This window comes from Pseudophaeobacter arcticus DSM 23566 (assembly GCF_000473205.1).
GTDB classification, from domain to species: domain Bacteria; phylum Pseudomonadota; class Alphaproteobacteria; order Rhodobacterales; family Rhodobacteraceae; genus Pseudophaeobacter; species Pseudophaeobacter arcticus.
Genome location: NZ_AXBF01000004.1, coordinates 253,500 through 279,892 on the forward strand (window position 1 = coordinate 253,500; position 26,393 = coordinate 279,892).

A 26,393-nucleotide genomic window follows, 5' to 3' on the forward strand; every position below is an offset into this window, starting at 1 on the left:
CAGATGCGTTTTGCAACCTATAGCGCCGAGGGGGCGACATTCTTTGGCGCCGTCACCGACACGGGTATGATCGCGCTGAATGACGCCTGCCCACAATGGGCAACGCTTTATGATGTGATTGCCAATCAGGGCCTGGCGGAACTGGAAAAATCCGCCGCCGGCAGACCGGTGACCCACAGGGACTATGTTTTTGAGATGGTACTGCCCAATGCGCCGCGCATCCTCTGCGTTGGGGTCAACTTCCCGGATCGCAACGCCGAATACAAAGACGGCAGCGCCCAGCCAAAATACATGTCGCTTTTCCCCCGCTTTGCCAGTGGGTTCACCGGCCATGGGCGCAATCTGGTCCGGCCACCGGAAAACCACACCCTGGACTATGAGGGCGAAGTTGCCATCGTCATCGGCAAGGGTGGTCGCCGGATCAGCCAGGACGACGCCTATGACCATATCGCCGCCCTGACGCTCTGCAATGAGGGCACCATTCGCGACTGGGTGCGCCATGCCAAGTTCAACGTCACCCAAGGCAAGAACTGGGACAACTCCGGCGCGCTCGGCCCCTGGCTGGTGCCTTTCACCGAGGCCAGACAGCTGGATGAGGCCCGCATCATCACCCGTGTCAATGGCGAGGTCCGCCAGGACGATGTGCTGTCGCGAATGATGTTCCCGATCCGCCGCGAGATCGAATATATCTCCACCTTCATGACGCTACAGCCCGGCGATATCATCATCACCGGCACCCCGACGGGGGCTGGCGCCCGCTTTGATCCGCCGCGCTATCTGAAACCCGGCGATGTGGTCGAGGTTGAGGTCGAAGGCATCGGCACCCTGCGCAATGGCGTTGAGGACGAGGTGCTATCATGACGCCACAGGACCACGCCCGGGCCGCCGCCGATCTGTTGCAGGCCGAGTCCAGTGGCCAGCAGATCGGCCTGCTGACCAAACGCCACCCGGACATGGGCATGGATGACGCCTATGCGGTGCAAAACGCCATCTACCGCGCCAAACTGGCGGCGGGTCAAAAGGTGATCGGCTGGAAGATCGGCCTCACCTCCAAGGCGATGCAATATGCGCTCAACATCGACATTCCCGACAGCGGTATCCTGTTTGACGATATGCTGTTTGAAACCGGCGCCACGGTGCCAGCGGGGCGGTTTATCCAGCCCCGCATTGAGGCCGAAATCGCCTTTGTGATGAAAACCCCCATCGGCGGCGCCGAGGTCACCCGCGCGCAAGTCATTGCCGCCACTGATTATGTGACGCCCTCGATCGAGATCCTGGATACCCGCATCCTGCGCGCAGACCCGGAAACCGGCCAGACCCGCAGCGTCTTTGACACCATCAGCGACAATGCCGCCAATGCAGGTATCGTGCTGGGCCGCGAGTGCCACAGCCTTGACGCCCATGATCTGCGCTGGGTCGGAGCCATCACCAGCCGCAATGGCGAGGTCGAGGAAACCGGTCTGGGCGCGGGCGTATTGAATGATCCGGTGGAAAGCGTTGTCTGGCTGGCCCGGCGCATGGCGCAATATGGCCAAAGCATCGAACCGGGCCAGGTGATCCTCTCCGGCAGCTTTATCCGGCCTGTTGAATGCCCCTCGGGCAGCGACATCCACGCTGATTTTGGTGCCTTTGGTTCGGTTGACATTCGCTTCGCCTAAGGCTCCTGTGACACTATATCTTACCTAAAAGGACATAGCCCATGCCCGCTCCGCACAACCCGTTCAAAGCCGCGCTGAAAGCCGGGAAACCCCAAATGGGCTGCTGGCTGGGGCTGGCTGATCCCTATGTGGCGCAGATCAGCGCCGGGGCCGGGTTTGACTGGTTGTTGATTGACGCCGAACATGCGCCCAATGATCTGCGCTCGATCACCGCGCAGATGCAGGTGCTGGCCGGGTTTGACAGCCATGCCATCGTCCGCCCCACCATCGGCGAGACCTGGATGATCAAACAGTACCTGGATGCAGGCGCCCAGACCCTGCTGATCCCCATGGTCGAAAGCGCCGCACAGGCGCGCGAACTGGTGCGTGCGGTGACCTATCCGCCCCATGGGCTACGCGGTGTTGGCTCTGCTCTGGCGCGGGCTTCGAATTTTTCAGCCATTCCGGATTATCTGCAAACCGCCGATGCCGAAATCTGCCTGCTGGTGCAGGTGGAAAACCGCGCAGGCATCGCGGCGCTGGATGACATTTTGCAGGTCGAGGGCGTCGACGGGGTCTTTATCGGTCCGGCGGATCTGGCTGCCGATATGGGCTTTATCGGCAATGCCGATGCGCCCGAGGTCAAGGCCGCCATCATGGAGGCCATGGGCAAGATCGTCGCTGCGGGCAAGGCGGGCGGTATCTTGACACTGGACCCAGAAATGCAGCGGGCCTGCCTTGCGGCCGGGGCGACCTTTGTGGCCACCAATATCGACGTCACGCTGTTTGCCGCTGCCATGCGCAATACCGCCAAGGCCGCGCTGGCGCTGCTGCCGGATCAGGTCGCAACCGGACAGGCAACAACCAAAAACGCCAGCCGCTATTTGCAACAGCTGTGCAAACATTGGTCCCACAAAGCCACAACAGACTTTGATACGACCCAGGGCAGCATCACTTTTGACACTGGCAACCGGGTTGCAATGACGGCCTCAGCCGACCAGTTGCAGATCACCGCCACCACAGGACCGCGTGGCGATCTGGCGCGCTGGAGACAGGTGATCACAGATCACCTGGTGCGCTTTGCCTTCCGTGAAGACCTGACCATCACCTGGTCAGAGTGACCGATACGCCCCGGCCACCGGCGCCGGGGCAATCCCGCCTTGATCCAGCGGGTCTTAGTCGGTGCCCGACAGGTCACGGGTAAAGATCTTGTCTTCGACATCGCGGATGTCATCGGTCACCCGATTGGCCACGATGACATCTGACACCTGTTTGAAGGCCTCCAGATCCCGCACCACGGCTGAGCCAAAGAATTCACCCTCCTGCAAGACCGGCTCGTAGACCACAACCTTGATCCCCTTGGCCTTGATCCGCTTCATGATACCTTGGATCGAAGAGCGGCGAAAATTGTCCGACCCCGCCTTCATCACCAGACGATAGATGCCGACCACCTTGGGGGCCTTGGCAATGATCTGATCCGCCAGGAAATCCTTGCGGGTGTGATTGGCATCCACAATGGCGCGGATGAGGTTTTGCGGTACCTCTGAGTAATTCGCCAAGAGCTGTTTGGTATCCTTGGGCAGGCAGTAGCCACCATAGCCAAACGAGGGGTTATTGTAATGATTGCCGATCCGCGGATCATGCCCGATACCTTCGATGATCTGGCGCGCCTCCATGCCACCCGCCATCGCATAGCTGTCCAGCTCATTAAAAAACGCCACCCGCATGGCGAGATAGGTATTGGCAAACAGCTTGATCGCCTCGGCCTCGCTGGGATCGGTAAAGAGAACCGGGACATCCTTTTTGATCGCCCCCTCGATCAGCAAATCTGCAAATCTGCGCGCAGCTTCGCTTTGTGAGCCAACAATAATCCGCGAGGGATGCAGGTTGTCGTATAGCGCCTGACCTTCGCGCAGGAATTCGGGCGAGAACAGCAGGTTGTCAATGCCGAGCTCAGCCCGCAGCCGCTGAACAAACCCCACCGGAATGGTTGATTTGATGACAATTGTGGCCGCAGGGTTTACCGCCAGAACCTGACTTATCACCGTTTCAACACTGGAGGTGTCAAAATAGTTGGTATCCGTATCGTAATCCGTCGGCGTTGCGACAATGACAAACTCAGCCTCGCGATAGGCCGCCTGCGCATCCATTGTGGCCGTCAACTGCAAGGGTTTATCCGCCAGGAAGGCCTCCAGCTCTGCATCAACAATGGGACATTCGCGGGCATTGATCATATCGACCCGCTCTTTTGTCACATCAACTGCAGTCACCTGATGATTTTGAGCCAACAAGACGGCATTTGACAGGCCAACATATCCAATTCCAGCAACGGCAATCTTCATTCCACACCTACAATACGCTTTCCCTATACTGCCTTGTGTGTAGTCGAAACCTTAGCCCAAGCCAAACCGTAAAGACCCAAAGCCGAGCATCTGCTGCGACTCCATTTTGGTAGGGCTGGTGATGCGTCCGGCGAGTGGCTATATGGGCGTTTATGAAAGAGCGTCAGTACCCAGGCGTCACAAAAGTGCAGGAGCAGAGCATGCAGGATCAGATTTGCATCATTGGCCTTGGCTATGTTGGCCTGCCCCTGGCCCTCGCCTTTGGTCAGCAGCGTCCCACTTTGGGTTTTGACATCGACGCAAGCCGCATCGCCGAGTTGCGCGCAGGCACAGATCAGACCGGCGAGGCTACGCCGCAAGAGCTGGCCGCCGCACCCCAGCTGGCTCTCACTACGGACCCTGCCAAGATCTCTGATGCCAGGATCTATATCGTCACCGTTCCAACCCCTGTGGATACCAGCCATCGCCCCGATCTGCGCCCTCTGTTGGCGGCCTCCAAAACCGTTGGCGCCGTGCTGAAACCCGGCGATCTGGTGATCTATGAAAGCACCGTTTATCCGGGTGCCACCGAGGAAGACTGCGTGCCCGTACTGGAGGCTGAATCCGGTCTGCGATTTAATCAGGATTTCTACGTCGGCTACTCGCCTGAACGGATCAATCCCGGTGACAAGACCCGCCGTTTGCCCGATATCACCAAGGTAACTTCGGGATCGACCCCAGAGGTGGCGGCGCGCGTCGATGCGCTGTACAATGAAATTGTCACCGCTGGCACACATCTGGCCCCCAGCATCCGTGTCGCCGAAGCCGCCAAGGTGATCGAGAACAGCCAGCGCGATATCAATATCGCCCTGATCAACGAGCTGGCAATGATCTTCAATCGCATGGGCATCGACACAGAGGCGGTGCTGGAAGCGGCCGGCAGCAAGTGGAACTTCCTGCCCTTCCGCCCAGGCCTTGTCGGCGGTCACTGCATCGGCGTAGACCCCTATTACCTGACCCATAAGGCCGAAAGCCTAGGCTATCATCCTGATATCCTGCTTGCAGGGCGACGCCTGAACGACGGTATGGGGACCTATGTTGCCCAACAGATGATCAAGGCTCTGGTCAAGCGCGGCAAACCTATGCGCCGGGTGCTGGTCATGGGGCTGACCTTCAAAGAAAACTGCCCCGACCTGCGCAACACGCGGATTATCGATGTGGTCCGTGGACTGGAAGACTACGGGCTGAGCGTAGATGTTTGTGATCCTTGCGCCGACCCGGTGTCTGCACGTGCCAATTTTGGATTGAAGCTTGTTCAAAACCCCGAAAAAGACACCTATGACGGAATAATCATTGCCGTGGCCCACGCTGAATTTGCCAAAATGAAAGAAAGCGATTTTCGCGCATTTGGCAGCAAAGACGCAGTGCTTTATGATCTCAAATATGTCCTGCCCGCTGAAGCTTCTGATCTGCGACTGTAATCAAAGATCAGCATCGCAAGACTTTTCCGCCGCGATGGGCTCTGTTGTGCACATCGGCTGAGGGCCGCATTCTCCCCAAAGTGGCGCCTATATATGCAGCTAAGCCGCCTCAGACCTCGGCCTTGTCCTGTTCGATGAGCCTCTTGTACAAATCCAGGAACCGTGTGCTCATGAGCTCGCGGAGGAATTCACGCTCAAAGCGCGCACGGGCCGCACGGCCCATCTGTGCGGCCTGCTCCGGATTGGCCAGCAATTTGTCCAATGCCTTTGCAAGTGCCTTTGAATCTCCCACAGGCACAACGGCACCAGTTGTATTGACCCAGGACACTCCGCTGCCGGGAATATCCGTAGAAATAATGGCGCGGCCTGCGCGCATTGCCTCAAGCAACACCACACCAAACGCCTCAAGTCGGTTAACCGAGGGCAAACAGAACAGTGCAGCACCAGAAAACAGCATCTGCAACCGGTCGCTGTCGACCCTCCCCATAAACTGCAGCCTATCCGTGATACCCATTTCCCGGGCCTGCGCCTTTAACGCCGCCTCTTCAGGACCGACGCCAACGATGCGAAATATCGCGTCCTCCTGTACGTGTCGAATGGCGTCCAGCAAGACAGGCAACCCCTTATAGGGCACCAATCTGCCGACAAATAGCACAAAGGGCTGAGCTCCCGTCTCTTCCCCCGGTACGCAGTCTTGATCTGCAATGCCGATTGGAATGACCTCGATACGGTCCTTAAAGGGCGTCAGCGCAGGCGAGGCCTTGGCATAGGCTTCGGTGGTGGCGAAAATTTTGTCCGCACGTCGCAGCATCGCCCGCTCAACCGGGCGCACGACGTACCCAAGCGCACCTTTCCCCTCGATATCCGCATGCCAGTGGATCACCACCGGTATAGCGCGCGGCACGCGCAATACGGCCAATGAGGCCAGCACATTTGGGGTATGCACATGGACCACATCCGCATCTCGCGCCGCCCGAGCGCAGGCTCCGAGATACCCCATCGCCAGTGGTTGTGAAGATTTTTTGGCCTGCATTTTCACCCGGCGCAGCGTTAAGCTTCCCCGCCTCTCCACCCGTGAATCGCCAGAGGTAAAACAGACAACTTCCACATCATGGCCCGCGGCGGCGTGATCTTCGGCCAGCGCTTCGGTGACGCTCTCGATGCCGCCGTATTCCGGCGGATAGAATTTTGCAAAATGAACAATTTTCATCCGTAAAGCTCTCCTAAGAATATCAGGAGCCCCACCCCAACGGTGCAGACGTAAGTCGACAGCCATAGGCGTACAAAGCGGTGGCCAAGCCACCAAGCACTCCAACATTGAACCGTATAAAAACCAACCATCAAAATGAAATGACCCATGATGAAACCATGGAGGGTATCGCTGATCGGCATGTGTTGTGCCCGGCTCCAGGTCCAGAAGGTCAGGGCCCCCAGACCCAAGGCAAGATAGGGTGCGGTCACACGGGTCACGCGCCCGGCAATCTGCAGCCGCGAATTCACCAGATCATTCAGCGCAATGGCAGACCACAGGATGGTCTGCACCAGCAGGGTCAGCCCCTCGGCGCGATAGGCGGCAAAGATCTGGGTAAAACGCTTTCCCAGCAGCCATCCAAGATAGGGCTCCAACACCCAGAACCCCAATGCCATGGCGCTTACCCCCACGACGATCACCGCAGCGCGGGCCCGCAGCACCTCGTCCGACCACGAAAAGATTTGCCGGAAGAATCCGATAATTAGAATCTGATGTCCCACCAGCGGCAGGGTGGTCGAACGATAGAGCACCGCGTAAAGCCCGACGGCCTCGACTCCCGAAGTTTGCCCCAGTACCAGCCGCCCCGAAGAGGTAATCAACACGGTCAGTATCCCTGTGAACATTAGGGGCAGCCCCAGCGCAATGTTGCGCCGTAAGTCCAGCAGGCCAAAGGACCCTGTACGGCAACGGACCTGCTGCACCAAGGTTACCCCCAGCAGCACCACAGCATAGACCAGCAAGACCAATGGAATGGTACCTTGCGACAGACGGTCTTTGCTCAAGACCGTTAGCCCAGCACCCGAAACGGCCACTGCCCAGAATCCGACTTCAACAAAGATCGCTCGCGTCCCTTGCCCGTCACTCTTGAGCGTATTGGCCCAGAGCCCCTGCAGCATCAGTACCCCGATGCCCAGCGGTACCAACACAGGTACAGAAAACAGTGTACCTGAGGTGAGCCCAACCCCCAGCGCCAGCAGAATACAGCCCCCACCCAGTCCGGCCACTAGCAACAACAGCGTGTCCCAGCGCCCATCGATCTCATCACGCAGGCGGATCAGAGGAACCGTGCCAACAAGGCCGCAGCCAATGACCAATGCGCCGATTGAAGCTAACGATTGGGCTAGCTCAAACTGTCCATATCGGTCCAACGGCAGCAGGTTAGACAGCAGGATCGGGGAAAAGAACAACAGGCCTCGCGCGATGCCGAAACCGGCTAGGAAACGCAGGGCCATGAACAGGCGACTGATCATGCCGGTATCGCGCGGGCGGCTTTGCGCGTCATGACCCAGAACAGGGCAAAGGCATTGATGACGTACATTCCCTGCGCCGAGATGGCGAAATTCACCACCGGCATGAAGAACAGAATGACACAGAAATAGGTATAGAGCGGGTAGGCCCCCAGATCGCCGTTACGGGCAGCTCGCCCAATCATACGCGCCATGAAGCCTGACAGAAACATGAAGAGCAGCGCGAACCAACCGAAATCCACCCAGAGCGGTCCCCAGAAGCTGGTAAAAATGCCGACGCGCGGGAAGAGCGTGAACAGATCGAGCTCGGAGGTCAGGCCGAACATGGCCAGAAATTTGACGTAAGGCGCAAAATGCAGCGCCCCGCCAGCAAATGTTTGAGTGTCGTTCACGCTCCAGAGAATCTGAAATTCCGGGATCGAGTGGACGTAGTACTGCATGATGGGAAGCAGCCCCACAACCAGCCCGCCTAGAGCACTGTCGCCGGAGATCAGTCGCTCCATCGCGGCATTGGGCACAACGGTATAGGCATAGCCCGACTGGAAGATCGAATCCGACACGTCAAAGGACATCTGGTCGAGCCGCCACAGGAAGGCCAGCACCGACAACATCAGCACGCCGAAGATCCCCACCATGGCCGGCAGCACCAGCTGGCGCGGCAGGGCGCGGCCCTGAAACAGCGTCAGCGAGGTGCCGAAATAAATCATAGCGAGGCTTACCAGCATGAAACTGCGCGAGAACAGAACCAGCGCATCCAGCGCCGGGATCAAGAAGATGAAGGCCGCCAGAACCAGTTTCCAACGGCGGAGGGGCAAGACCCGTGCCCCCAACAGGATTATGATTGGTAGGTAGCCGAAAGGATAAAGCACACCGCCAATCAGAGATAGCTTGGTAACACTTGTCTCGACCAACACCTCGCGCGCCTCAAGACCAGTCAGGCTGCCCACGCCACGCAACACATACTTGTCCACAAGCCGCAGCAGGTTGCCCAGCCCCCCTAGGCAGATCATGATCCAGAACAACCGGTTTTCTATCCGCATCAGTCGTGCGGCAGGGATCTGCCGGATTGTCCCGCCCAGGCGAAAATAATCCGCCACCCGGCTGCCCAGCACCAGCGCGGCAATGCTCAACCCGATGAAGACGAAACTCCCAAACTCCATTTCCACCAGCACTTCAAGCGGGCTGAACAGGTAGATCAGAACGTAGAGGCCGATCCCCATGAAGAGAACGTTTTCCGGGCGATAGATCATGCAATTCTCCGCATTTTCCCATCCGGAGAAGAAGTCCGAACGGGCGCGCTTCTTACTTCAGGTACGCTCGATTGATCCAACGATCATAAGACGCCACTGCGGGCAGGCCCGAGCTGGTCAGATCGCGTAATCCTGCGTCAGCACGGGCTGCGTCGGCAGGGGTGTGGTCGGGTTTGAAGCCAGTCAGCCGCTGTGCCAGAGCGGCCCGCCGAGTGGGATTGCTGACCCGCCCCCAGAGCCAGCGCAACCGAAATCCCAAGGTCACAAAGATGCGCACCAAAAGCCCCACTGGCGCGGCGCGCAATAGGGTGCGTTCAAGGCTGATCAGGCGCTGCTTCATGCGTTTTGGTCCTCTTCCAGGACCTCCCAGGACGTAGGCGTGTTGGCCTTGACCACGCGAGTAACCCGCTTGCCAATCACCACGTCGGTGTGTTTTGGCGGCAGACCATAGCCGGGGCGGACCGAACGGATTGCATCAGCGGTCACGATCTCACCTGCTTTGAGATCCTTCACAAAATAAAGGGATCGGCGGAAGGTCACGTTCCCCACTTCGCTGGATTTGCGGCCATAATCAATGTGGCCGATGGCCTCCCATGCGGTGAGGGCACCTTGGCAGAGTTGCGCGAACTCCGTCGGCTCTAATGAAAAGCTGTCATCGGGGCCACCCCCCCTGCGGTCTAGGGTAAAATGTTTCTCGATTATCGAGGCCCCGAGCGCTACGCTGGCAATCGCCGTGGTATTGTCTAGCGTATGATCCGACAGGCCCACCGGCACGCCCCAGCGCCGCGCCATGTCAGGGATGGTTGCAAGGTTGTAATCCGCAGCAGGGGCTGGATACCCCGACACACAGTGCAGCAAGGCAAAATCGGTGCAGCCGCCGTCGCGCGCGGCCTGTGCGGCTTCGGCGATTTCCTCGTCATCGGCCATGCCGGTTGAGATGATCATCGGTTTCCCGGTCGAGGCCACATAGCGGATCAGCGGCAGGTCGATTACCTCAAAGGAGGCAATCTTGAACGCCGGCGCGTTCAGATCCATCAGCAGATCCACCGCCGTGGTGTCGAAAGGCGAAGAAAACATGGTGATGTCCAGTTTGTGCGCATGCTCAAACAGCGGCTTGTGCCAATCCCAGGGCGTGTGTGCCTCCTCGTAGAGATCGTAAAGTGTGCGCCCGTTCCATAGTCCCCCCTTAACCACAAAATCCTCGGTATTCGCGTTCAGCGTGATGGTATCCGGCGTGTAGGTTTGCAGCTTGACCGCGTCGGCACCAACGGCTTTGGCGGCCTCGATAATGCGCAATGCCTGATCATAGTCGCCATTGTGGTTGGCGGACAGTTCGGCAATGACATAGGGAGTGTGATCCGGGCCGATCAGCCGTCCTGAAATTTCCATTTTCAAATTTCCCGTTTTTTCAAGGTTAGCTCAAAGGTCTTCCCATGCATCTCAAAAAAAGCCGGATAACGGTCAGGGTCCGCAACGCGGATCCGATCAAACAGCTCTGCTAAGGGTTGGCTTGGGTCTAGGCGGCTATCTTCCGGCGTCCGGCGCGGGTGGTAGCTGGCCTCAGCATCCGGCTGAGGTTGGGGATACTCACCAGCCGCGACCATTTCAATGCCACGATCCATCAACGCCAGTTCCGCTTCGAACAGCAACGCGTTGATCTCGGCGCTCAGGGCATGACGTGGCACATGAAAGTGCCGCTTGGCCCAGATTGCGCCACTATCGACGCCATCTTCAGCCGTGAGCAACGAGAGTGTCAATTCCTCTCTGCCAGCCAGAATGTCCCAGACGTGCGGGCTCCAACCGCGTCCCTCAGGCAAATCACTGGCGTGTAAAACCATGGTGGTGCGATAGCGCGCGCGGTCATCGCGAGCGATCAACTGGCTGCAGGACACTAGAAAGAGGATGTCCCCTTCTTGCAGGTCGGACTTGTCGTGAATCAGCCGGAGTGTGTGATCTCCGGCGCGCGCGGAGATCCAATCGCGCAGGCTGGGCACCACCGGGTGAGTGCGGTTGGTACATAGAAGATCAATGCGCATGCAGCGGCTCCCTGTCTATCAATTGGTGTGCGAGACGCCCGGTTCCCTCCCCATCGGTCAGGGCAGCGGCGCGATGGGCCATGGTGCGATATGTATCTCGCTGGCTCAGGTGCTCCAGCCCCTTCGACACTGCGCTTGCGAAATCCGGCGCATCGGGAAAAGGCAGCGCCAGCGCCAAACCGTGTTTGTCCATATAAGATGCGGCAGCCATCTGGTTATCGGCGAGCACAACCTGAAGGGTCGGCAAACCGAGGGTGCAGCGCTCCCAAGCGGTTGACCCGGCTGCGCCGATGCAAAGATCGGCCCTGGTCATGTGCTGAGCCATATTGGCCACATCGATAGCCACCTCAGTAGGCATGGGCATGCAGGCGGCTCTAGACTGCACCTCTTCGAGCCACGGCGCACTGCCGCCCATTATGACGGTGATCTCAAAACCGGCAGCTACAGGGCTTGCGGCCAGGGCCTCCAGTACCGTCGCAGCAACGTTTGTCTTGTCGATGCCTCCAAGTGTGACCAGAAGTCTCTCAGGCCTGCTCAGGCTGTCGCGGCGCGCCAGCGCTTCGGAACGCGACTGGGCAAATTCAGCCCGCAGCAATGCATGGGTCGGACCGATAAGGCGGTCACAATCATCCGGCACCAACCCATTGTAATCCGCCGCCTGCCGCCCCGCATTCTGGTCCAGCAGTATATCCGCCATATGTGGGCGATCTGCCAGATCGTCCACCACCAAAAGCCGGGTGCCAGCAGTCAGCGCCGCTTGTTGCCATTCCCGGTCCAGCGCATAGTGATCCATCACCAGCCAATCTGCCCCCTCGGCATCCAGAACCCTGCGGGTGGCAGCCGCGTCTTCGCTCCAAGCTGCTCCCAGCCAACCGGCATGGGCAGGCGGCGCCGGATGCGCCCCATAAGAAACCCCAGTATTGCCCGGCAAAATTACCACACGGTGCCCCCGTCCGGTGAGAGCAGAGATCACATGGCCTTTGTGCCTACGGGTGACAAAGACCACCTCAGCGCCCTGGTCACGCAAGGCATCCGCCAGAGTCAGGCAGCGCATGACATGCCCGGTTCCGATGTCCAGACCAGAATCGGCGCGAATTACGATACGCCCAGTGGCCATTCCTGGCTCTCCTCTCCCCCACGTCACATCGTGCAACCCAAAGCGGCTATGCCACATGTTGTTGCTCCAACTTGTGCAAAAGCTTTTCCAAAACGCCTGCCACTCTTTCAATATTCTCCGGGGAACGGCAGTCAGGGTCAAAGGCCAGCTCGTTGATCCTACCCTCAAAGCTATCAGCAATGAGCAGCTTAAGCAGCGCCCGCCCCGTATCTAGATTTCCACGTCCTGCCTGCGGATCGTCCAGCAAACGACCTACGGCCGCCTCAGGCGTTTGCGCATGGAACGCGGGGAAGTGTTGTTCCACTATGGGATGGCGCAGCGATATGCAGCGACCTCGGCCAAACACGGCCTCGTAACCGACCGTTCCAGTGACCGTTACCGCACCGACTGCGAGATCCTGGGCCACTGGCATTCGGCAGTCCAAAGGTAGCAAAACGACACGCGGGTCACGTCTCGCCAGCGCCAAAAGCGCTTCGGAGACTTCGTATTTTGATTTTGGATTGGCCTTCACGGCCACCTGCCCGTTTGCTGGCAAGGCAGACAGGCAGCGTTCGACGATTTCCACTTGGTTGGAAAACGGTCGTCCCCAGACCTCGATATTGGCTTCTGGCTGCATTTGCAGCGGGTACAGGATCACCGGGCCAGCCTCTAGGCCGGTATCCGGCAGACGCTGAAGCTGCTTCCACACCACCAGATTAGCCTTCAGCTGGCGTGACAGCGCCAGCTTTCGCGTCAAGGAAGGCGTGTTGTAATGATCCCCCAGTATGCGGCCCCACAATGTTCGCGCGTGCCCCAACGCCAGCCGGGCCTTGCGAATATAGAGAGCGAACTTTCCCGGCACCCGCATATAATCCGGCAAAGCATTACCTGTCTGCAAAGACCGCGCAAAAAGGTCGAGTTTTTCGTCCGACCAGACATCACCGCTGCGCACCGCCGGCACCTGAGTATTGCCCTCAAACAGCATCATCCGCCCGTTTGGGTAGCGGGTGCCGGTTGGATGCACATAGGGAATACCCCGCACCGCGCAAGCATCAATGGTCAACAACTCGTGAAACAACGTAGATTCACCAATCACAAGGCTGGGGTTCAGCTGAGTAAGCGCTTGGTCAATTTCTCGCTGATAATGTGCGTAGTGGCGATGTCCGGCACCAAAAAGCGTCCGCCCTCGATCGGTATTCACGGCTTCGGGGATGGCCGCGTCCTGCAAATCTCCTGGGTTGGGAAAACGCAGTACGACGACATCCCCCCCTGGGGCACTGGGCTTATAGACCGGATTTTGGACAATCCAGCTGACTTTATGTCCGTTGCGCTTCAGAACACCGGCCACGTCTTGCCAAAAAGCAGTCTTACCCCGGTTTTCGACAAAGGTAACTTGGCTCATCCTATGTCTCCTGTCGGGAAATACGGCTTTGTAAAGCTTCGTACATCAGTTCGGCCTGCAACCAATCATCTGGCGTATCAATATCCTGGACTTGACTGGTTGGCAGAGCGACCCCTATGGAGCCTTCCTGAAAAACAACGGACTCTGACAGCCAAGTGACCGCCCGCGCGAGGTAGAATTGGCCAGCGTCATGCCAAGCCGATTCAAGATCCTGCGATCGGGTGGCAAAATATTCGGGCGAAAACATCGCAATCCGACCATCCGCATCACGCCTCAGCGCGCGCTGTATAGGAAAGCGATACTCCGTCACGGCCAAAACAAAAGCCTCCGTCTCGGGCAGCATCTCAAAGGCTGTGCACAGGTTTTCAGGGGTCAAGAACGGAGCCGTGGCGTAGATACAGCAGACTTCTTCCGGGCTCAGACCCTGTCGACGCAACTCTTGGATAGCATGACGGATTACAGGAATTGTAGGAGTCAGATCGTCCGCAAACTCCGATGGCCGAACGAAGGGAACCTCCGCACCATAAGCGCGCGCTGTTTCCGCTATCTCTGCACTATCGGTCGATACAACAACCTTGTCAAAACAGCCACTATCAAGCGCCGCCTCAATCGACCATGAAATGATTGGCTTTCCAGCAAATTTGCGGATGTTCTTGTTGGGGATACGCTTGCTACCACCGCGTGCCGGGATTACCGCAACCCTCATTGCAAAGCTTCCAGAATTCGGGCGACCACTTCGTCCTGCTCCACCTCGCTCAATTGGGCAAAAAGAGGAATGCTGATGGCGCGGCTGTAATAGTCTTCAGCCGCAGGGAAATCCCCCTCCGCAAAACCGAGATCGCGATAATAGGGCTGCAGGTGAACCGGGATATAATGCAGGTTCACACCAATGCCGTTGGCGCGCAGCGTCTCGAACACCTCGCGGCGGCGCGAGGCATCATGCAGTCGGATGACATAGAGATGGAACGCAGAGCGCGTAGCCTCCAGCCGTCCCGGCAGATCCAACGGCAGATCCGCCAGCAATCGGTCGTATCGATTGGCCAGCGCGTTGCGGGCCTCTACATAGTCGGCCAAACGCAGCTGCTGGCTCAATCCAAGCGCTGCCTGGATCTCGGTCATGCGATAGTTCCAGCCCAGCTCGACCTGCTGGTAGTACCACGGCCCGTCAGAATCCTGGGTCATCCGGGTGGGGTCGCGGGTGATGCCGTGGCTGCGCAGCAGCTCCATGCGGGCCGCAAGTTCGGCATCATTGGTCAGCGCCATGCCACCCTCGGCGGTGGTGATGATCTTGACCGGATGAAAGCTGAAGATGGTGATGTCCGAGTACTGGCAGGACCCCACCGGCTGATCCCTGTAGCGGCCGCCCACCGCGTGGCTGGCGTCCTCGACGATGCGGATGCCGTAGGGGCGCACCAGTTCGGCGATCTCGCACATTGCGGCAGACTGGCCACACATATGCACCGGCACGATCACCTTGGGCAGGCGGCCTGCCGCCTCGGCCTGCGCCAGCTTGGTGGCCAGCGCCCTGGGGCACATATTGAAGGTGTCCGGGTCGATATCGACAAAATCCACGTCCGCCCCCACGTAGCGTCCACAATTGGCGGAGGCCACAAAGGTGATGGGCGTGGTCCACATCAGATCGCCCTGCCCCAGCCCCAGCGCCACCACGGCGACGTGCAGTGCCGAGGTGGCGGAGTTCATCGCCACCGCGTGCGCCGCGCCGGATTTTTCCGCCAGGGCGTCCTCGAACTGCGGGACCACCGGGCCCTGGGTGATGAAGTCGGATTTCAGAACCTCGATGACCGCATCGAGATCCTGCTGCCGGATGTCCTGGCGACCATAGGGGATCATCAGATTTTACCAATCTTGCCTTCGTTGCTGTCAATCCAGGCCTGGAGTTCCGCGTCGCTCATCCATTCGGTGTTGTTGCCACTGGAATAGACAAACCCCTCGGGCACGCGCTGGCCATCCTTGATCCGCTCGGGGCTGGTGGACCATTCATTGATCTGCGGCAGGATCTTGAAATGCTCGGCGTATTCGTAGGTGAAGAAGGCGTCTTCCTCGCCGACCATCTGTTCGTGGATCTTTTCGCCCGGACGGATACCGATGACCTTCTGCCTGGCCTCGGGGGCCACCACACGCGCCACGTCGGTGACATTCATCGAGGGAATTTTCTTGACGTAGATTTCGCCGCCTTCCATGTCCGCGAAGGCGTGCCAGACCAATTCGACGCCCTGTTCGAGCGAGATCATGAAGCGGGTCATACGGGTGTCGGTGATGGGCAATTCACCAGTGTCACGGATCGACATGAAAAACGGAATCACCGACCCGCGCGACCCCATGACATTCCCATAGCGCACCACGGCAAACTGGGTTCCGTGCTCACCCGAATAAGCATTGCCCGCTACAAAAAGTTTGTCGGAGGCCAGTTTCGTGGCACCATAAAGATTGATTGGGCTGGAAGCCTTGTCAGTGGAGAGCGCCACAACGCGCTTCACGCCCTTGTCGATACAGGCGTCAATCAAGTTCATTGCACCCATAACATTGGTTTTTACACATTCAAACGGGTTGTACTCCGCCGTTGGTACAATCTTGGTAGCCGCCGCGTGAACCACGTAGTCGACCCCGTCCAAAGCCCGGTACAGGCGCTCGCGGTCCCGCACGTCGCCGATAAAGAAACGGACACGGCTGTCGCCCTCGAACTTTTTGGCCATCTCCCATTGCTTCATTTCATCCGGGGAAAGAACAATAACCTTCTTTGGATTGTACTTTTCCAAGGTCATCGGAATGAAAGTATTGCCAAAAGATCCAGTTCCGCCAGTAACAAGAATCGTACTGTTTTTAAGCATAATGGTTTCCAACGTTCTAAAATACTTGTGAGTATTTGCAGCATCTACAGGCAGATGCAATAGATAAGTAAATTGTCATAAAGACTTCAAATGTTTACGCGATCATCAGGGTTGCCAATTGCGCTGAGCTGCTCTGAAATACAGGTTAGCAATAGGATCCTCCTCATACTAAGTTTGTCACTCTTTATCCAGAACTGTTCGACAGTTGATCTATTTCAGGCGCAATGACCAACCTCAGTTCCCTATAATAATTAATTCACATAATACTTGCGGCCGTATTGAGAGTACGCGCCATACTGACCACCATACCCATAGCGCTTCATTCCCTTCATATCGATCTGGCTCAATACAACGCCCGTTGGCCGTATATTGACACTTGCGAGCATTCTAATACCTTCGGCAACCTGTTCCTGGCTGGTGCTGTCCCAACGCACTGCAAACAACAAGGAATCTGCGTGCTGCGCAATAGTACGGGCATCGGGGACCACCAAGACAGGAGGCGTATCAATCAGGATGATATCGTATTTACTGCGGGCCAATTCCATCAAGTTGGCAAATCTCTCTGATTCAAATAGATCCGCAACGTTTGCCTGGGTCTTCTCCCCAAGCAAAACATCTGTTCCGACAATATCAATACTGCGGATCGCCTCCTCAAATGTGCTCTCCCCGGACAATACAGAGACCAACCCCTTCTTATTGGGCTCAGCCTCAAAATATTCGGAGAATACCAATCTTCGCAGATCGCCTTCAATCAGGAGAACCTTTTTGTTAAGTCCCGAAAAACTCTGAGCGAGGGCCAATGACAGAGTTGTTTTCCCTTCTCCCGGAATTGACGACGTCAACATAATCACCTGAGGCGGCTTATCCACATTTGACAGCATAACGGAGGTCCGCAAATTACGAATGGCTTCAGCCCCTGCTGACGTTGGTTTCTCCTTGAGATACTCGATAACCCCTCTGCGCTTGCGGCCGGGGAATTTGGGCACCTGGCCTAAGACTGTAAAGCCCGTGGCAGATTGCAACTGCTGCGCAGAACGGAATGAATTGCTCATGAATTCACGCAGAAGAAGACCGGCAACACCTGCTATTGCGCCCAGAATGGCCGAAAACGCCAAAACACGTGACTTTTTGGGTGCCGATGGCACATCGGGTAATACAGCCTGGGACAGAACCCGGCTATCGGCCTGCTGGATTCCTTGCTGAACAGAGGTTTCCTTGAGGCGGCCCAGAAAATATTCGTAGATCGACCGCGCCGCTTCTGCCTCTCGTGTCAGCTGCTGCAGTGTGACCAGATCCTTGGACTGCCGCTCAATCTGGCCGTCGATTGTGACCAAAGATTGTTTGAGACCCGCCGCCTGAGTCTGCAACCGGCTCAGGCTAACGGTTTCACTGCGCTGAATTTGTTCAAACTGGCTGTCAAAAAGCTCCGCTGGTGTGGTGCCCGCCTCAACCCGCGCCAGGCTTTGTGTCAGTGTTGGGTTATTCGCCAGCCGTGCCATTTCTGCCCGGTCGCGACCGTCAAGCGCAACCTGCATGTCGGCGATGCGGGCGGACACCACGGAAATCCGGTCCGATGTTGTTTTCAGCCGCTCACGCGTATCCTTGGCCTGTCGGTTCAAACCTTCCAGAACTTCCGGGCTAATCAGTTCGGTGCCGGCGTTGAATTCCTTGGCGCGCGCCTCAGAGTTCTCGAGGTCAACCTGGAGGTCGGCCACCCGCTCGGACAACCATGCCGTTGCCCGCTGCGTTGCTTCAAATTTCACATCCAACTGATTGAGTACATAAAGATCCGCCAGCGTGTTCGCCATCAGCTTGGATTTTTGCGCCCCTTCAGTCGTCACCCGCAGATTGAAAACATACGTGTTGCGAATATTGGAGATGGAGATAGCAGACCGAACGGCAGTTGTAACAGTCTCTAACAGCTGTTCTTCCGTTGGGTCCGGCTTTGGGTCCGGGGCACCAAGCAGCAAGTTCTTAACGCCATCAATCACACCAGATACAGAAAACCCTGTGTCCTCTCGAAGGCTGATGTTGAACTCCGGGTCGCTCATCAGGTCCAGTTTGATAACCAGCTTTTTGATCAATGCACGGGACCTAAGGATCTCAACCTCGGTATTGATACTGGTCTGGTCCCCCCCCAGCCCAGAGACAACACTTTCAAAATCAACGACCTGCTCCTGACGGTTTTCAAGCGTCACGACGGAAGTTGTCGAATAGAGGGGGACCGCAACTGCATAGGCATAATATCCGCCCACCAGGATCGCCACCAACATGGAGATCAGGATCCAGAACTTACCGCGCCAAAGGGTTCGCAACAGCTGCCCCAGGTCGATACCATCATCCGAAAGAGGCTGCGCAGCCTGAGAGGCCCTTTGGACTGGCGAAGAAACACCCATTTGGGACATATTTTCGAATGTGCTCACGTCAGAAGTTCCGTTCAAAAGGCCCCATTCTATACTTTAAAATGAGGAGAATTAATTTACTGCAGCCACCGAACTGGACAGGATACTTGGCCCAAGCTGTGTGAAAACCCGGTTCCATTTTGTGACCGGTTGCTCCGCAATAAAGACAACATCATTAGGCCGAAGCTCCAACCGCGTTGCGAGAATGAAATTTGCAGCATTGCGTGCGTCGAGATTCCAAGCAGTCATTCCGGAAAAACCAGCCGGGTCATTGCTGCTGCGCAGAACGTAGATATGGCGCGGATCACCCGTACGATTACTGTAACCTGTCGCCTCACTATAAAGAGCATCTGCCAAAGTAGCCTTGTGGCCAAAGGGAAGCGGGAACCGTGACTGGCGTCCAACCTCACCCAGAACATAGGCATAGTCCCGCTCGACAGCGTCCAAAGCAACGCGATCCTCAAAGTTGCTGCGTCGCTCTGCCAATTCCGCGCGGCGAAGATCAGCCTCCAGCTCCAGCTCGGAAAGAGCAGTGTTGCGGGCAGACTGGCGAAACTCGGTCAGTTTGATCTGCTGCTCAAAATATAGCGTCGCCTTGTCGAGATCAAAATCGGTATCGACAAAGACACTGTCGCCGTCCACCAAAAGCGTATTTTGCAAAGAGCCTTTGCTATAATATTCCTTGACCGGGATTTGGTACAATGTGCCATCTCGGTAGATGCGAATGGATGCATAATCCAAATCGCTCAAGGAGAACCCGCCTGCCGCATTCACGGCCTGATTCAACTTTAAGGGTGACAAGGTCAGTGGCACAACAGTGGGATTATTCACTGCGCCGCCAACCGACACCCGCTGCGAGTTGAACTCCGAGATTTCCAGACTGAAGGCCGGATTGATGCCCGCTTCAACCAAACTGTTAAAAACAGCGCTTTCTGCTTCTTCCAGGGATTTTCCGGCCACGAGCACGCGCCCAACGTCGGGGATCGAAATGGATCCATCGTCCTGAACCGAATACCCCTGCCGACGATTTTGGGCCGCCAAAAGTCCCGAAAGCTGCTCAACCGAGGACGAGGCACTTGGGGTAGCGAGCAGCAAAGTATCGGCAACGCCAATACGATAGGGCGTCTGGGCTGGGGCTGGCGGCAGCCGTGTTGCCACATGTCCCGGCCGGGTTTCAGGCCTATATGCCGGCTCGACCGCTGCGTTAGGTACCCGCAAACCCAGCAGGCGCTCCGGCTGAGGCAAAAAAAGCATCAGGCAGCTGCTTTGGCGTATAGGCGCTTCGGTTGGCCACCAGCACCGACTCTGCTGTCAGTGGAATAACACGAACCTTCGACCCAGAGGATGTAACCCCCGGAGAAACCGAAGAAGAATGATAAGCTATGCCACAGTTTGAAAGAAAAAGAGCGGCAACAAAGGGCAGAAGAATATCAGGAACAGTGCCCAGGTTGATGTCGCTGGCTCAAGGTGAAGGATCACCAAGCCAGTCCAGGTGAGCATATAGCCGATGATGTAGGCGCCGCTATCGCCCAGGAAAAGGCGGCCAAACGGGAAGTTGAAGAGAAAGAAACCAGCAATTGATACAGCTGTGATCATGCACATACTGACAATCTCTTGCTGCCCGGCCTGCACTGCAATCCCTGCCAGACCAACGGCAATCAGAATGCCCGTACCCGAAGCAAGCCCGTTCAGCCCGTCAATAAGGTTAAACGCATGACAGTAACTGGCCACAACAAACAGGGTGATCAAAATGGCAAGCGGAGGCAGGGCGAAGGCCCATTCCAACCCGTAGGAATCTGCTGTGGTGATCCAGATCCCCGTTGCCCAAATCGCGATTGCAGCGGAGACAACCGTCGCGAGATACCGAACTTTGGTTGAGATATGCCGAAACAGATCTTCCCCAAGCCCGGTTAGAAACATTGGGAGGCCTGTCAGCAGCAAGATCAGGTACAGGGTATGCCCCTGCGCCAAGTCGAACATCACACCACTCACCATACCAGCCATGACGGCCAAGCCGCCAATGCGAGGCGTCGGTACAGTATGTGAGGCTTGTACTGCGGAAGTGTCTGCTCCCGCTCCAGTAAACTTCAAATGCTTTGACTTCGTAATGACCAAAACGGCCGATACAATTACCGAAGTAAAAAGCGGAATCCAAAAATCCAGCATCGCTACAACTTACAAAAAAAGAATCTAAAACTTTAGTGTTTGTAACGCGCCACCAAGGTCAAAGTAAACAAAGAGATAAGATGTTTTTGAGAATGGTTAATAAATTACCGTGACGCCGGACGATCAGCCGACGGGCTGCTCTGGGTTGTTCCTGGGGGCGGAACCTTCAGTTACCGACTTGAAAATAAATAATTTTCCATACCACCAAAATCCCCAGAGGTTTCGCCCCACAACCCAGTGCTGCAGGGGGTTTAAATAAGATCGGAGCGCTTTTTTCATATTAGTTTTACAGAACGATTATTGCATCTATCCACCAATTCGCCCAACAAAACAGCACAATTATCAAACCTATACGCCCTGATTCTCAGCTTTCAGGCCGCTATTCACGCGCTTTGCACTTCACGAATAATCAAAACGCATCCTGAGGGATATCTCGCAATGTCACGGAGCCCAGGAAGTCACCCAGCCATTGGCGCGACTGAATAATGCCCCCTCCGGCCTCGGCCACCCAGTAAGAGTTCACAAACACCTGCCCCAGGCTGCGGCAAGTTTCCGTCATCTGGCGCGCCGGAACCAATTCACCAAGAATGGTTGCAGGGTTGGCCCCCAGGGATTTGACCTCACATTTGTAGCTGCGCAGCACCGTCTCATCATTGCCATTCAGGAAACTATGAAAGCGAAGGGTATAACCGCCCTGCCCTGACAATACTGCATCCAGGGATTGGGCAACATCCGAGGCCATTAAACCGCCACCGAAGCCTCGGGTGCCGACGACCATGCCCTCTTGCATAATCAAAGTCGCGCCATCCACGGACAACCAGGTCTCGATCCCATCTCGGCGGGACTCCAAGGCAACAACCCCCGCCAGATCATTTCGTTCAAAACTCACCTGCTTGCGCGGTGCTTTGGTTTCGATCAACCTTTCGACCCGCGGATCCGACACAACCACCTTACCCGGTTGCACCACTTGGCGGAGCTGCCGAAGACTGTCGTTGTCATTGGTGCAGCCAAGTAGAAGAGCGGCGCCACAAAGGGCAAGAATGAGATGTTTCATCGGTAGAACCGTCCCCATTGCCCAACAATGCGCCCCGCCCGCTCCTCGCGGGTGTATTCATACAGACGGTTGGCCACGTTGAGCCGCGCACCACCATCGCGCAGGACCGGACGAATGACCTGACGCAGTTTGGCCTTGCTCGATGTTCCGGTGAACCAGGAGACCGGCACCTCAAAACGGATCCCCTTGTCAAACGAACCTTCGCCAAAATCCGCAGAGGAAACATTGGTCAGTGTCGCAAAAGCGCCAACCTTAAAGCCATTGTTGAATTCACGGTCCAACCCAAAGGTGACGCCAAAATCGCCCGCCAAATACCGCCCGACATCAACCTGCAGATGATAATCCCCTGGCGTGTCGTAATACATGGACACATGTCCGGTTACGACATCGTAGTCTTGGAACCCAAACAACATGTCAAAATCACGCTATTTGACGTAGTTGAGCTCAGCCCCAAAAGCGAGGTGGCTTTCCGCAGGAAACCAAAGGAGCTCAGCCGACAGCCCGCCATACATTTCCTCAAGATAGCCTGCAGTGACACGCGCAAATAGATCCGGCCCGGGACGCCACAGGTATTCAGCAGTCAAGTTGCCAATTTGCAGATTGGACTCCTGTGAATAGCTGGCCCAATCTGAACGCACATGTGGCAAAACAGAATTCGATACCCGGGTGGTGTCGGCAAGTGTACTGGCCACTGGCTGCCGGACGACTCCGAGAAAGGTCAAACCTGGGCGCGCCACATAGGTGGCACGGGCAGCAAGACCAACCTCGTATCGCAGGGGGTTATCTGGGTCAAAGAATGACAGGCGGCCGTAGGGGCCAAGAAAATAGCTCAGGTGAGGATAGGCACCTTCAACCGTTCCTGTCGGCAAACCGCTTGGCTCATCGCGAATGGAAGTCCGCGCCAGGGTGGCCCAGGCGCCATCCAGCTCGTTCTCCAGATTGTACAGATCAGCGCGGCGGATTTCTGCTGTGGTGATCGGCAGCCCCTGACGGCGCAGGGTAATCACAAAAACCTTCACTGACGGGTGCAGCGTGTTCGCCATAGCGCGGGCGGTGCGGCCAATGGCCTGCGCAGAGACGTGGAACTTGTCGTTTTCCACCTCCACAGTGGCGCGCTCTCCAGCCACCTCATATCCCACCAGGCGCTGACCCTGGTCGCCCAATCGGCTGCGCAATACATCACGGGTAGAAGGGCCATCACCAGCGGTCTGTTCGGGCGGCAAGTTCCAACTTGCCGCAGCGACCTGCTGCATAGAACTGAGAGCCGGGGCCGCTGCATCCTGTCCCCCAGGCGCCCGCGCCTTCCTGGGGTCCAATGTATAGCTCAGCTGAAGTCCCAATGTGGAGCCATACATATAATAGCCATTCAGAGTGAGACCATTGTCGAACCGGTAACTCGCACCAAAATTGAATGGGTTGCTGGCGTCAAAACCAATGTTCGCTGTCTCCCCGGGATAGGTGTCTGAGGAATATTCAGCCAACAGGGTGAGACGATTACCGACATTATATTGTACACCACCAAACAATGCGGCGGGTCCACGAAACCACTGACTAAAGTTAAACTGCCCACCGGTGACAACATTCAGGGCCGGCCGGACCTCAAAACGGCTATCCAGTGCAGCAAAGGGATTGGTAAAACTGTTGCGCAGACCCAATCGCCCCCAGCCCATACCTCCGGTGACTTTCCATCGCTCCGCAAATGTCTTGGTTGCGACCAGGTACTCGCCACTATAAATACCCGTGCCGCCAAAGTCCCGCAGGCCAACAGCTAAGGCGGGGCCACGTCGGGTTTCTTCGCGGATTTGGTAGTGGATATCAAAGCTTCTATCATAGCGGCTTTGCGTTCCACCTGCGTTAAAATCCTCGATATAGGAGTAGCGAAAACTCCCATATATGCGTGGAAGGATCTGAAATGTAACAGTATTCCGGTTCGTGTCCCGCATCACGAAGGCGGTGGTCGCCAGGTTTCCATCTGGCATCACTTCGGCTGTGGGCATGTCGATCAAACCCGGCGTACCATAGGTCGACAGGTGTTGCGCTTGGCTAGGGGTGCCCCCAGTCAGCAAGAAATAAAGTGCCACACCAAAACCTGCGAAAAATCGCATACAAATCACCCAAACAAATTCGTGCTAAAACCCTAGCAAATAACCAGGTTCTCTTCCCAAATTGCCCGACACAGGATAACAGTTCCTGGTTATCTGCGCCTCTAATATCACATTCAGTACCTTACCCTTGGAGACACCACAATGATTGGCGCATGGATTACCAGACTACGCGGTAATTCAACAGTTTTCCCGCCCCTTGCCCCAGCCAAACCCTTCTATGCGATTGGTGACATCCATGGCCGGGCCGATCTTTTGAAGCGAGCCTTGGAGCACCTGTCTCCCGCTGATCAAATCATCTGTGTTGGCGACTACATCGACCGGGGCGAAAACAGCGCCGAGGTCCTGCGCCTGTTGCATGACCGCCGTGACATTCAATGCCTGAAGGGCAACCATGAAGAAATGCTGCTCAAATTTCTTGAGGATCCCACAGGGCAGGGTTCACGCTGGCTGCGCTACGGAGGATTGCAAACTCTGGCCAGTTTTGGCGTCAGCGGCGTGACCGAGACCACTGCGTCCAGCAGGCTGCTCGAGGTGCGGGATGCCTTGATCGCGGCCATGGGGCCGGAACTGATTAACTGGATACAGGCCCTCCCCTTGCGCTTTTGCTCCGGAAATGTGGCTGTCGTTCACGCGGCAGCCGATCCTGAAACGGCTCTGCAAGATCAGCAACAACATCACTTGTTATGGGGGCATCCGGAATTTCACAAAACTCCTCGCAGGGATGGAATCTGGATTGTCCATGGCCACACCATTGTGGACAGCGCCACTGCCCGAAACGGCCGGATTGCAATTGACACCGGCGCCTATGCCACCGGCAAACTCACCGTTGCTCAAATTGGCCCAGATGGCGTCTCTTTCTTTACGGCCTAACAGCGCTTAGGCGGAAAACCCTAGGCACATACCGGTCGCGGGGATGTCATAGGTTTAAAACAAGATCGGCCCACCAGGCGGCAGGCCGATTCATCAGAACCTGAGGTTATCAACAGGGTTCAGTTGGTTCCAGTGGTGCTGGTTGTTCCGGTCGTACCGGTCGTGGACCCACCTGCACCTGCAGCCGCAGCAGCACCCAGAACACCGGCAACCGGCGCGATCAGTGGCGCAAAGTTGGTGACGGCCGCGCCACCACCAGCGGGCACGCCGCCACTGGCAATCCAAGCAACACAAAGCTCTTTGTCTGCATCGGACAAGTTAGGAATATTGCTGTCTTGGCAAAAGCACTCTTCCTGGGCTGCATTGACAGGCGCTTTACAATTCAGCGGTTCAACTGCAGCAAATGCAGAGCTCGCAAGGGCACCAAGTGAAGATCCAATAATCAAAATTCTACGGATTGTCATAAACAGTCTCCATCAAAAAATTTGCCCCTTACTACCACGTCTATGAAAAAGAGAGAACCAGACAAATCTGTAATGGCGGCAGGTTCTTTTGCAAAAACACGCCCAAACCCGCTGTCCGGTGCCCAGAAACAATGCGCGTCACGGCTCCAGCATAGCCCATCCCCCGCGCCACCATAAGGAGATTCGTTCAACCAAAATTCCATTTCTTGAATACTCAACCACTCCGGCACAGCCTGAACCACCTCACATCAATCAGATGAAGGGGTCATAGGCCCATTGCAAAAGCGCCTGCCTTTGCCGCGGGCGACAAAAGACATCCCCCGGATAACAATTGGCGCGGATCTGACCGGCATGTCGGGCAAAGCCACGCCAGCGTTTGATCTGGATCTGGTCGATATCTGTCAGGCGACGCCCCATGTAATAGCGGCAATACCACTGAAACCATCCGCGCGGATCTGGGCCGTAGATCCAGCCCTTGTCTTGCCAATGGCCCAGGGGTTGGCGGCTTTTGATGCCAAAATAGTTCTTTGCCACATCGGCGGTCTCAGAGAGTTTAGCCTCGTCGAACCAGGCTGCCGGGAACTCAGCACGGCAGTCATTCAGGTATTTGCCCTCAAAGACCCCCAGCGCCAGCATCTCAGCCGGTGTATGAAACGGGGTAAAGGCCTCGTCGAACTCCGCGCCCATTTTGGCCGTCAAACGATAGCTGTACCCCTGCTGCATCCGGTCCGAGACCAAAATCATCCTATCGCCCTGCTCTG

General features: G+C 56.7%; 23 protein-coding genes and 1 pseudogene. 5 read left to right on the top strand and 19 right to left on the bottom strand.

Going from position 1 to position 26,393, the window contains the following annotated elements:
• Positions 1–3 precede the first annotated feature (3 nt).
• The 3 genes from ARCT_RS0101220 to ARCT_RS25080 are packed head-to-tail and all read left to right on the top strand — an operon-like array spanning position 4 to position 2,758.
• Positions 4–861 (top strand): fumarylacetoacetate hydrolase family protein, encoded by an 858-nt coding sequence (locus ARCT_RS0101220; RefSeq protein WP_027238475.1) that lies wholly within the window; start codon positions 4–6, stop codon positions 859–861.
• On the top strand, positions 858–1,658 hold the full coding sequence (hpaH, locus tag ARCT_RS0101225) for a 2-oxo-hept-4-ene-1,7-dioate hydratase (protein ID WP_027238476.1): 801 nt from the start codon (positions 858–860) through the stop codon (positions 1,656–1,658). Before ARCT_RS0101220 ends, hpaH begins: the two co-directional genes overlap by 4 nt.
• 41 nt (positions 1,659–1,699) lie before the next feature.
• The gene (locus ARCT_RS25080; protein WP_036783822.1) at positions 1,700–2,758 is read left to right on the top strand and encodes an aldolase/citrate lyase family protein; all 1,059 of its coding nucleotides are present in this window, start codon (positions 1,700–1,702) and stop codon (positions 2,756–2,758) included.
• Positions 2,759–2,812: 54 nt separating this feature from the next.
• Here ARCT_RS25080 and ARCT_RS0101235 read toward each other — a convergent pair whose 3' ends face one another.
• Entirely contained in the window at positions 2,813–3,979 is a 1,167-nt protein-coding gene (locus tag ARCT_RS0101235; RefSeq protein WP_027238477.1) for a nucleotide sugar dehydrogenase, read from the bottom strand.
• Positions 3,980–4,179: 200 nt separating this feature from the next.
• On the opposite strand from ARCT_RS0101235, the gene ARCT_RS0101240 reads away from it, so the two are divergent.
• Positions 4,180–5,439 (top strand): nucleotide sugar dehydrogenase, encoded by a 1,260-nt coding sequence (locus ARCT_RS0101240; protein ID WP_027238478.1) that lies wholly within the window; start codon positions 4,180–4,182, stop codon positions 5,437–5,439.
• A 109-nt stretch (positions 5,440–5,548) separates the two neighbouring features.
• On the opposite strand, the gene ARCT_RS26885 is transcribed toward ARCT_RS0101240, so the two are convergent.
• The 16 genes and pseudogenes from ARCT_RS26885 to ARCT_RS25100 form a co-directional block, all read right to left on the bottom strand.
• The gene (locus ARCT_RS26885; protein WP_027238479.1) at positions 5,549–6,649 is read right to left on the bottom strand and encodes a glycosyltransferase; all 1,101 of its coding nucleotides are present in this window, start codon (positions 6,647–6,649) and stop codon (positions 5,549–5,551) included.
• A complete protein-coding gene (locus ARCT_RS0101250; RefSeq protein ID WP_161631279.1) occupies positions 6,646–7,923 on the bottom strand; it encodes a polysaccharide biosynthesis protein in 1,278 nt (425 codons plus the stop codon). The genes ARCT_RS26885 and ARCT_RS0101250 overlap by 4 nt, the downstream gene beginning before the upstream one ends.
• A gap of 14 nt (positions 7,924–7,937) precedes the next feature.
• Positions 7,938–9,188 carry a hypothetical protein gene (locus tag ARCT_RS0101255; RefSeq protein WP_027238481.1) on the bottom strand — a complete coding sequence of 417 codons (1,251 nt, stop codon included), beginning with the start codon at positions 9,186–9,188 and terminating at the stop codon, positions 7,938–7,940.
• Positions 9,189–9,240: 52 nt separating this feature from the next.
• Entirely contained in the window at positions 9,241–9,528 is a 288-nt protein-coding gene (locus tag ARCT_RS0101260) for a hypothetical protein (RefSeq protein WP_027238482.1), read from the bottom strand.
• The gene (pseI, locus tag ARCT_RS0101265) at positions 9,525–10,577 is read right to left on the bottom strand and encodes a pseudaminic acid synthase (RefSeq protein WP_027238483.1); all 1,053 of its coding nucleotides are present in this window, start codon (positions 10,575–10,577) and stop codon (positions 9,525–9,527) included. Before pseI ends, ARCT_RS0101260 begins: the two co-directional genes overlap by 4 nt.
• Before the next feature lie 2 nt (positions 10,578–10,579).
• Positions 10,580–11,224: a formyltransferase family protein gene (locus ARCT_RS0101270; protein WP_027238484.1), complete on the bottom strand. Its 645-nt coding sequence runs from the start codon at positions 11,222–11,224 to the stop codon at positions 10,580–10,582.
• Positions 11,214–12,341, bottom strand: a complete 1,128-nt coding sequence (gene pseG, locus ARCT_RS0101275) for a UDP-2,4-diacetamido-2,4,6-trideoxy-beta-L-altropyranose hydrolase (RefSeq protein WP_027238485.1) — start codon at positions 12,339–12,341, stop codon at positions 11,214–11,216. Before pseG ends, ARCT_RS0101270 begins: the two co-directional genes overlap by 11 nt.
• A gap of 46 nt (positions 12,342–12,387) precedes the next feature.
• On the bottom strand, positions 12,388–13,722 hold the full coding sequence (locus ARCT_RS0101280) for a hypothetical protein (RefSeq protein WP_027238486.1): 1,335 nt from the start codon (positions 13,720–13,722) through the stop codon (positions 12,388–12,390).
• A 1-nt stretch (position 13,723) separates the two neighbouring features.
• Positions 13,724–14,428: a pseudaminic acid cytidylyltransferase gene (gene pseF / locus ARCT_RS0101285; protein WP_027238487.1), complete on the bottom strand. Its 705-nt coding sequence runs from the start codon at positions 14,426–14,428 to the stop codon at positions 13,724–13,726.
• Positions 14,425–15,573, bottom strand: coding sequence for a UDP-4-amino-4,6-dideoxy-N-acetyl-beta-L-altrosamine transaminase (gene pseC, locus ARCT_RS0101290; protein ID WP_027238488.1), 1,149 nt, complete (start codon positions 15,571–15,573; stop codon positions 14,425–14,427). The genes pseF and pseC overlap by 4 nt, the downstream gene beginning before the upstream one ends.
• A complete protein-coding gene (gene pseB / locus ARCT_RS0101295; protein WP_452596439.1) occupies positions 15,573–16,583 on the bottom strand; it encodes a UDP-N-acetylglucosamine 4,6-dehydratase (inverting) in 1,011 nt (336 codons plus the stop codon). Before pseB ends, pseC begins: the two co-directional genes overlap by 1 nt.
• A gap of 239 nt (positions 16,584–16,822) precedes the next feature.
• Positions 16,823–18,994 carry a GumC family protein gene (locus ARCT_RS0101300; RefSeq protein WP_322786390.1) on the bottom strand — a complete coding sequence of 724 codons (2,172 nt, stop codon included), beginning with the start codon at positions 18,992–18,994 and terminating at the stop codon, positions 16,823–16,825.
• Between the two features lie 51 nt (positions 18,995–19,045).
• The gene (locus ARCT_RS25090; protein ID WP_322786391.1) at positions 19,046–20,227 is read right to left on the bottom strand and encodes a polysaccharide biosynthesis/export family protein; all 1,182 of its coding nucleotides are present in this window, start codon (positions 20,225–20,227) and stop codon (positions 19,046–19,048) included.
• Positions 20,228–20,353: 126 nt separating this feature from the next.
• Positions 20,354–21,139, bottom strand: coding sequence for an MraY family glycosyltransferase (locus ARCT_RS25095; RefSeq protein ID WP_084300669.1), 786 nt, complete (start codon positions 21,137–21,139; stop codon positions 20,354–20,356).
• Between the two features lie 409 nt (positions 21,140–21,548).
• Complete coding sequence (locus ARCT_RS0101315) at positions 21,549–22,193, bottom strand: YjbF family lipoprotein (protein WP_027238491.1); 645 nt, start codon at positions 22,191–22,193, stop codon at positions 21,549–21,551.
• Positions 22,190–24,298: pseudogene (locus tag ARCT_RS25100) on the bottom strand (YjbH domain-containing protein). Before ARCT_RS25100 ends, ARCT_RS0101315 begins: the two are co-directional and overlap by 4 nt.
• Before the next feature lie 141 nt (positions 24,299–24,439).
• Here ARCT_RS25100 and ARCT_RS0101325 point away from each other — a divergent pair.
• Complete coding sequence (locus ARCT_RS0101325) at positions 24,440–25,168, top strand: metallophosphoesterase family protein (protein ID WP_027238492.1); 729 nt, start codon at positions 24,440–24,442, stop codon at positions 25,166–25,168.
• 119 nt (positions 25,169–25,287) lie between these two features.
• On the opposite strand, the gene ARCT_RS27775 is transcribed toward ARCT_RS0101325, so the two are convergent.
• Positions 25,288–25,485: a hypothetical protein gene (locus tag ARCT_RS27775; protein ID WP_154665280.1), complete on the bottom strand. Its 198-nt coding sequence runs from the start codon at positions 25,483–25,485 to the stop codon at positions 25,288–25,290.
• A 399-nt stretch (positions 25,486–25,884) separates the two neighbouring features.
• On the bottom strand, positions 25,885–26,376 hold the full coding sequence (locus tag ARCT_RS0101335) for a hypothetical protein (RefSeq protein ID WP_027238494.1): 492 nt from the start codon (positions 26,374–26,376) through the stop codon (positions 25,885–25,887).
• Between the last annotated feature and the right edge of the window lie 17 nt (positions 26,377–26,393).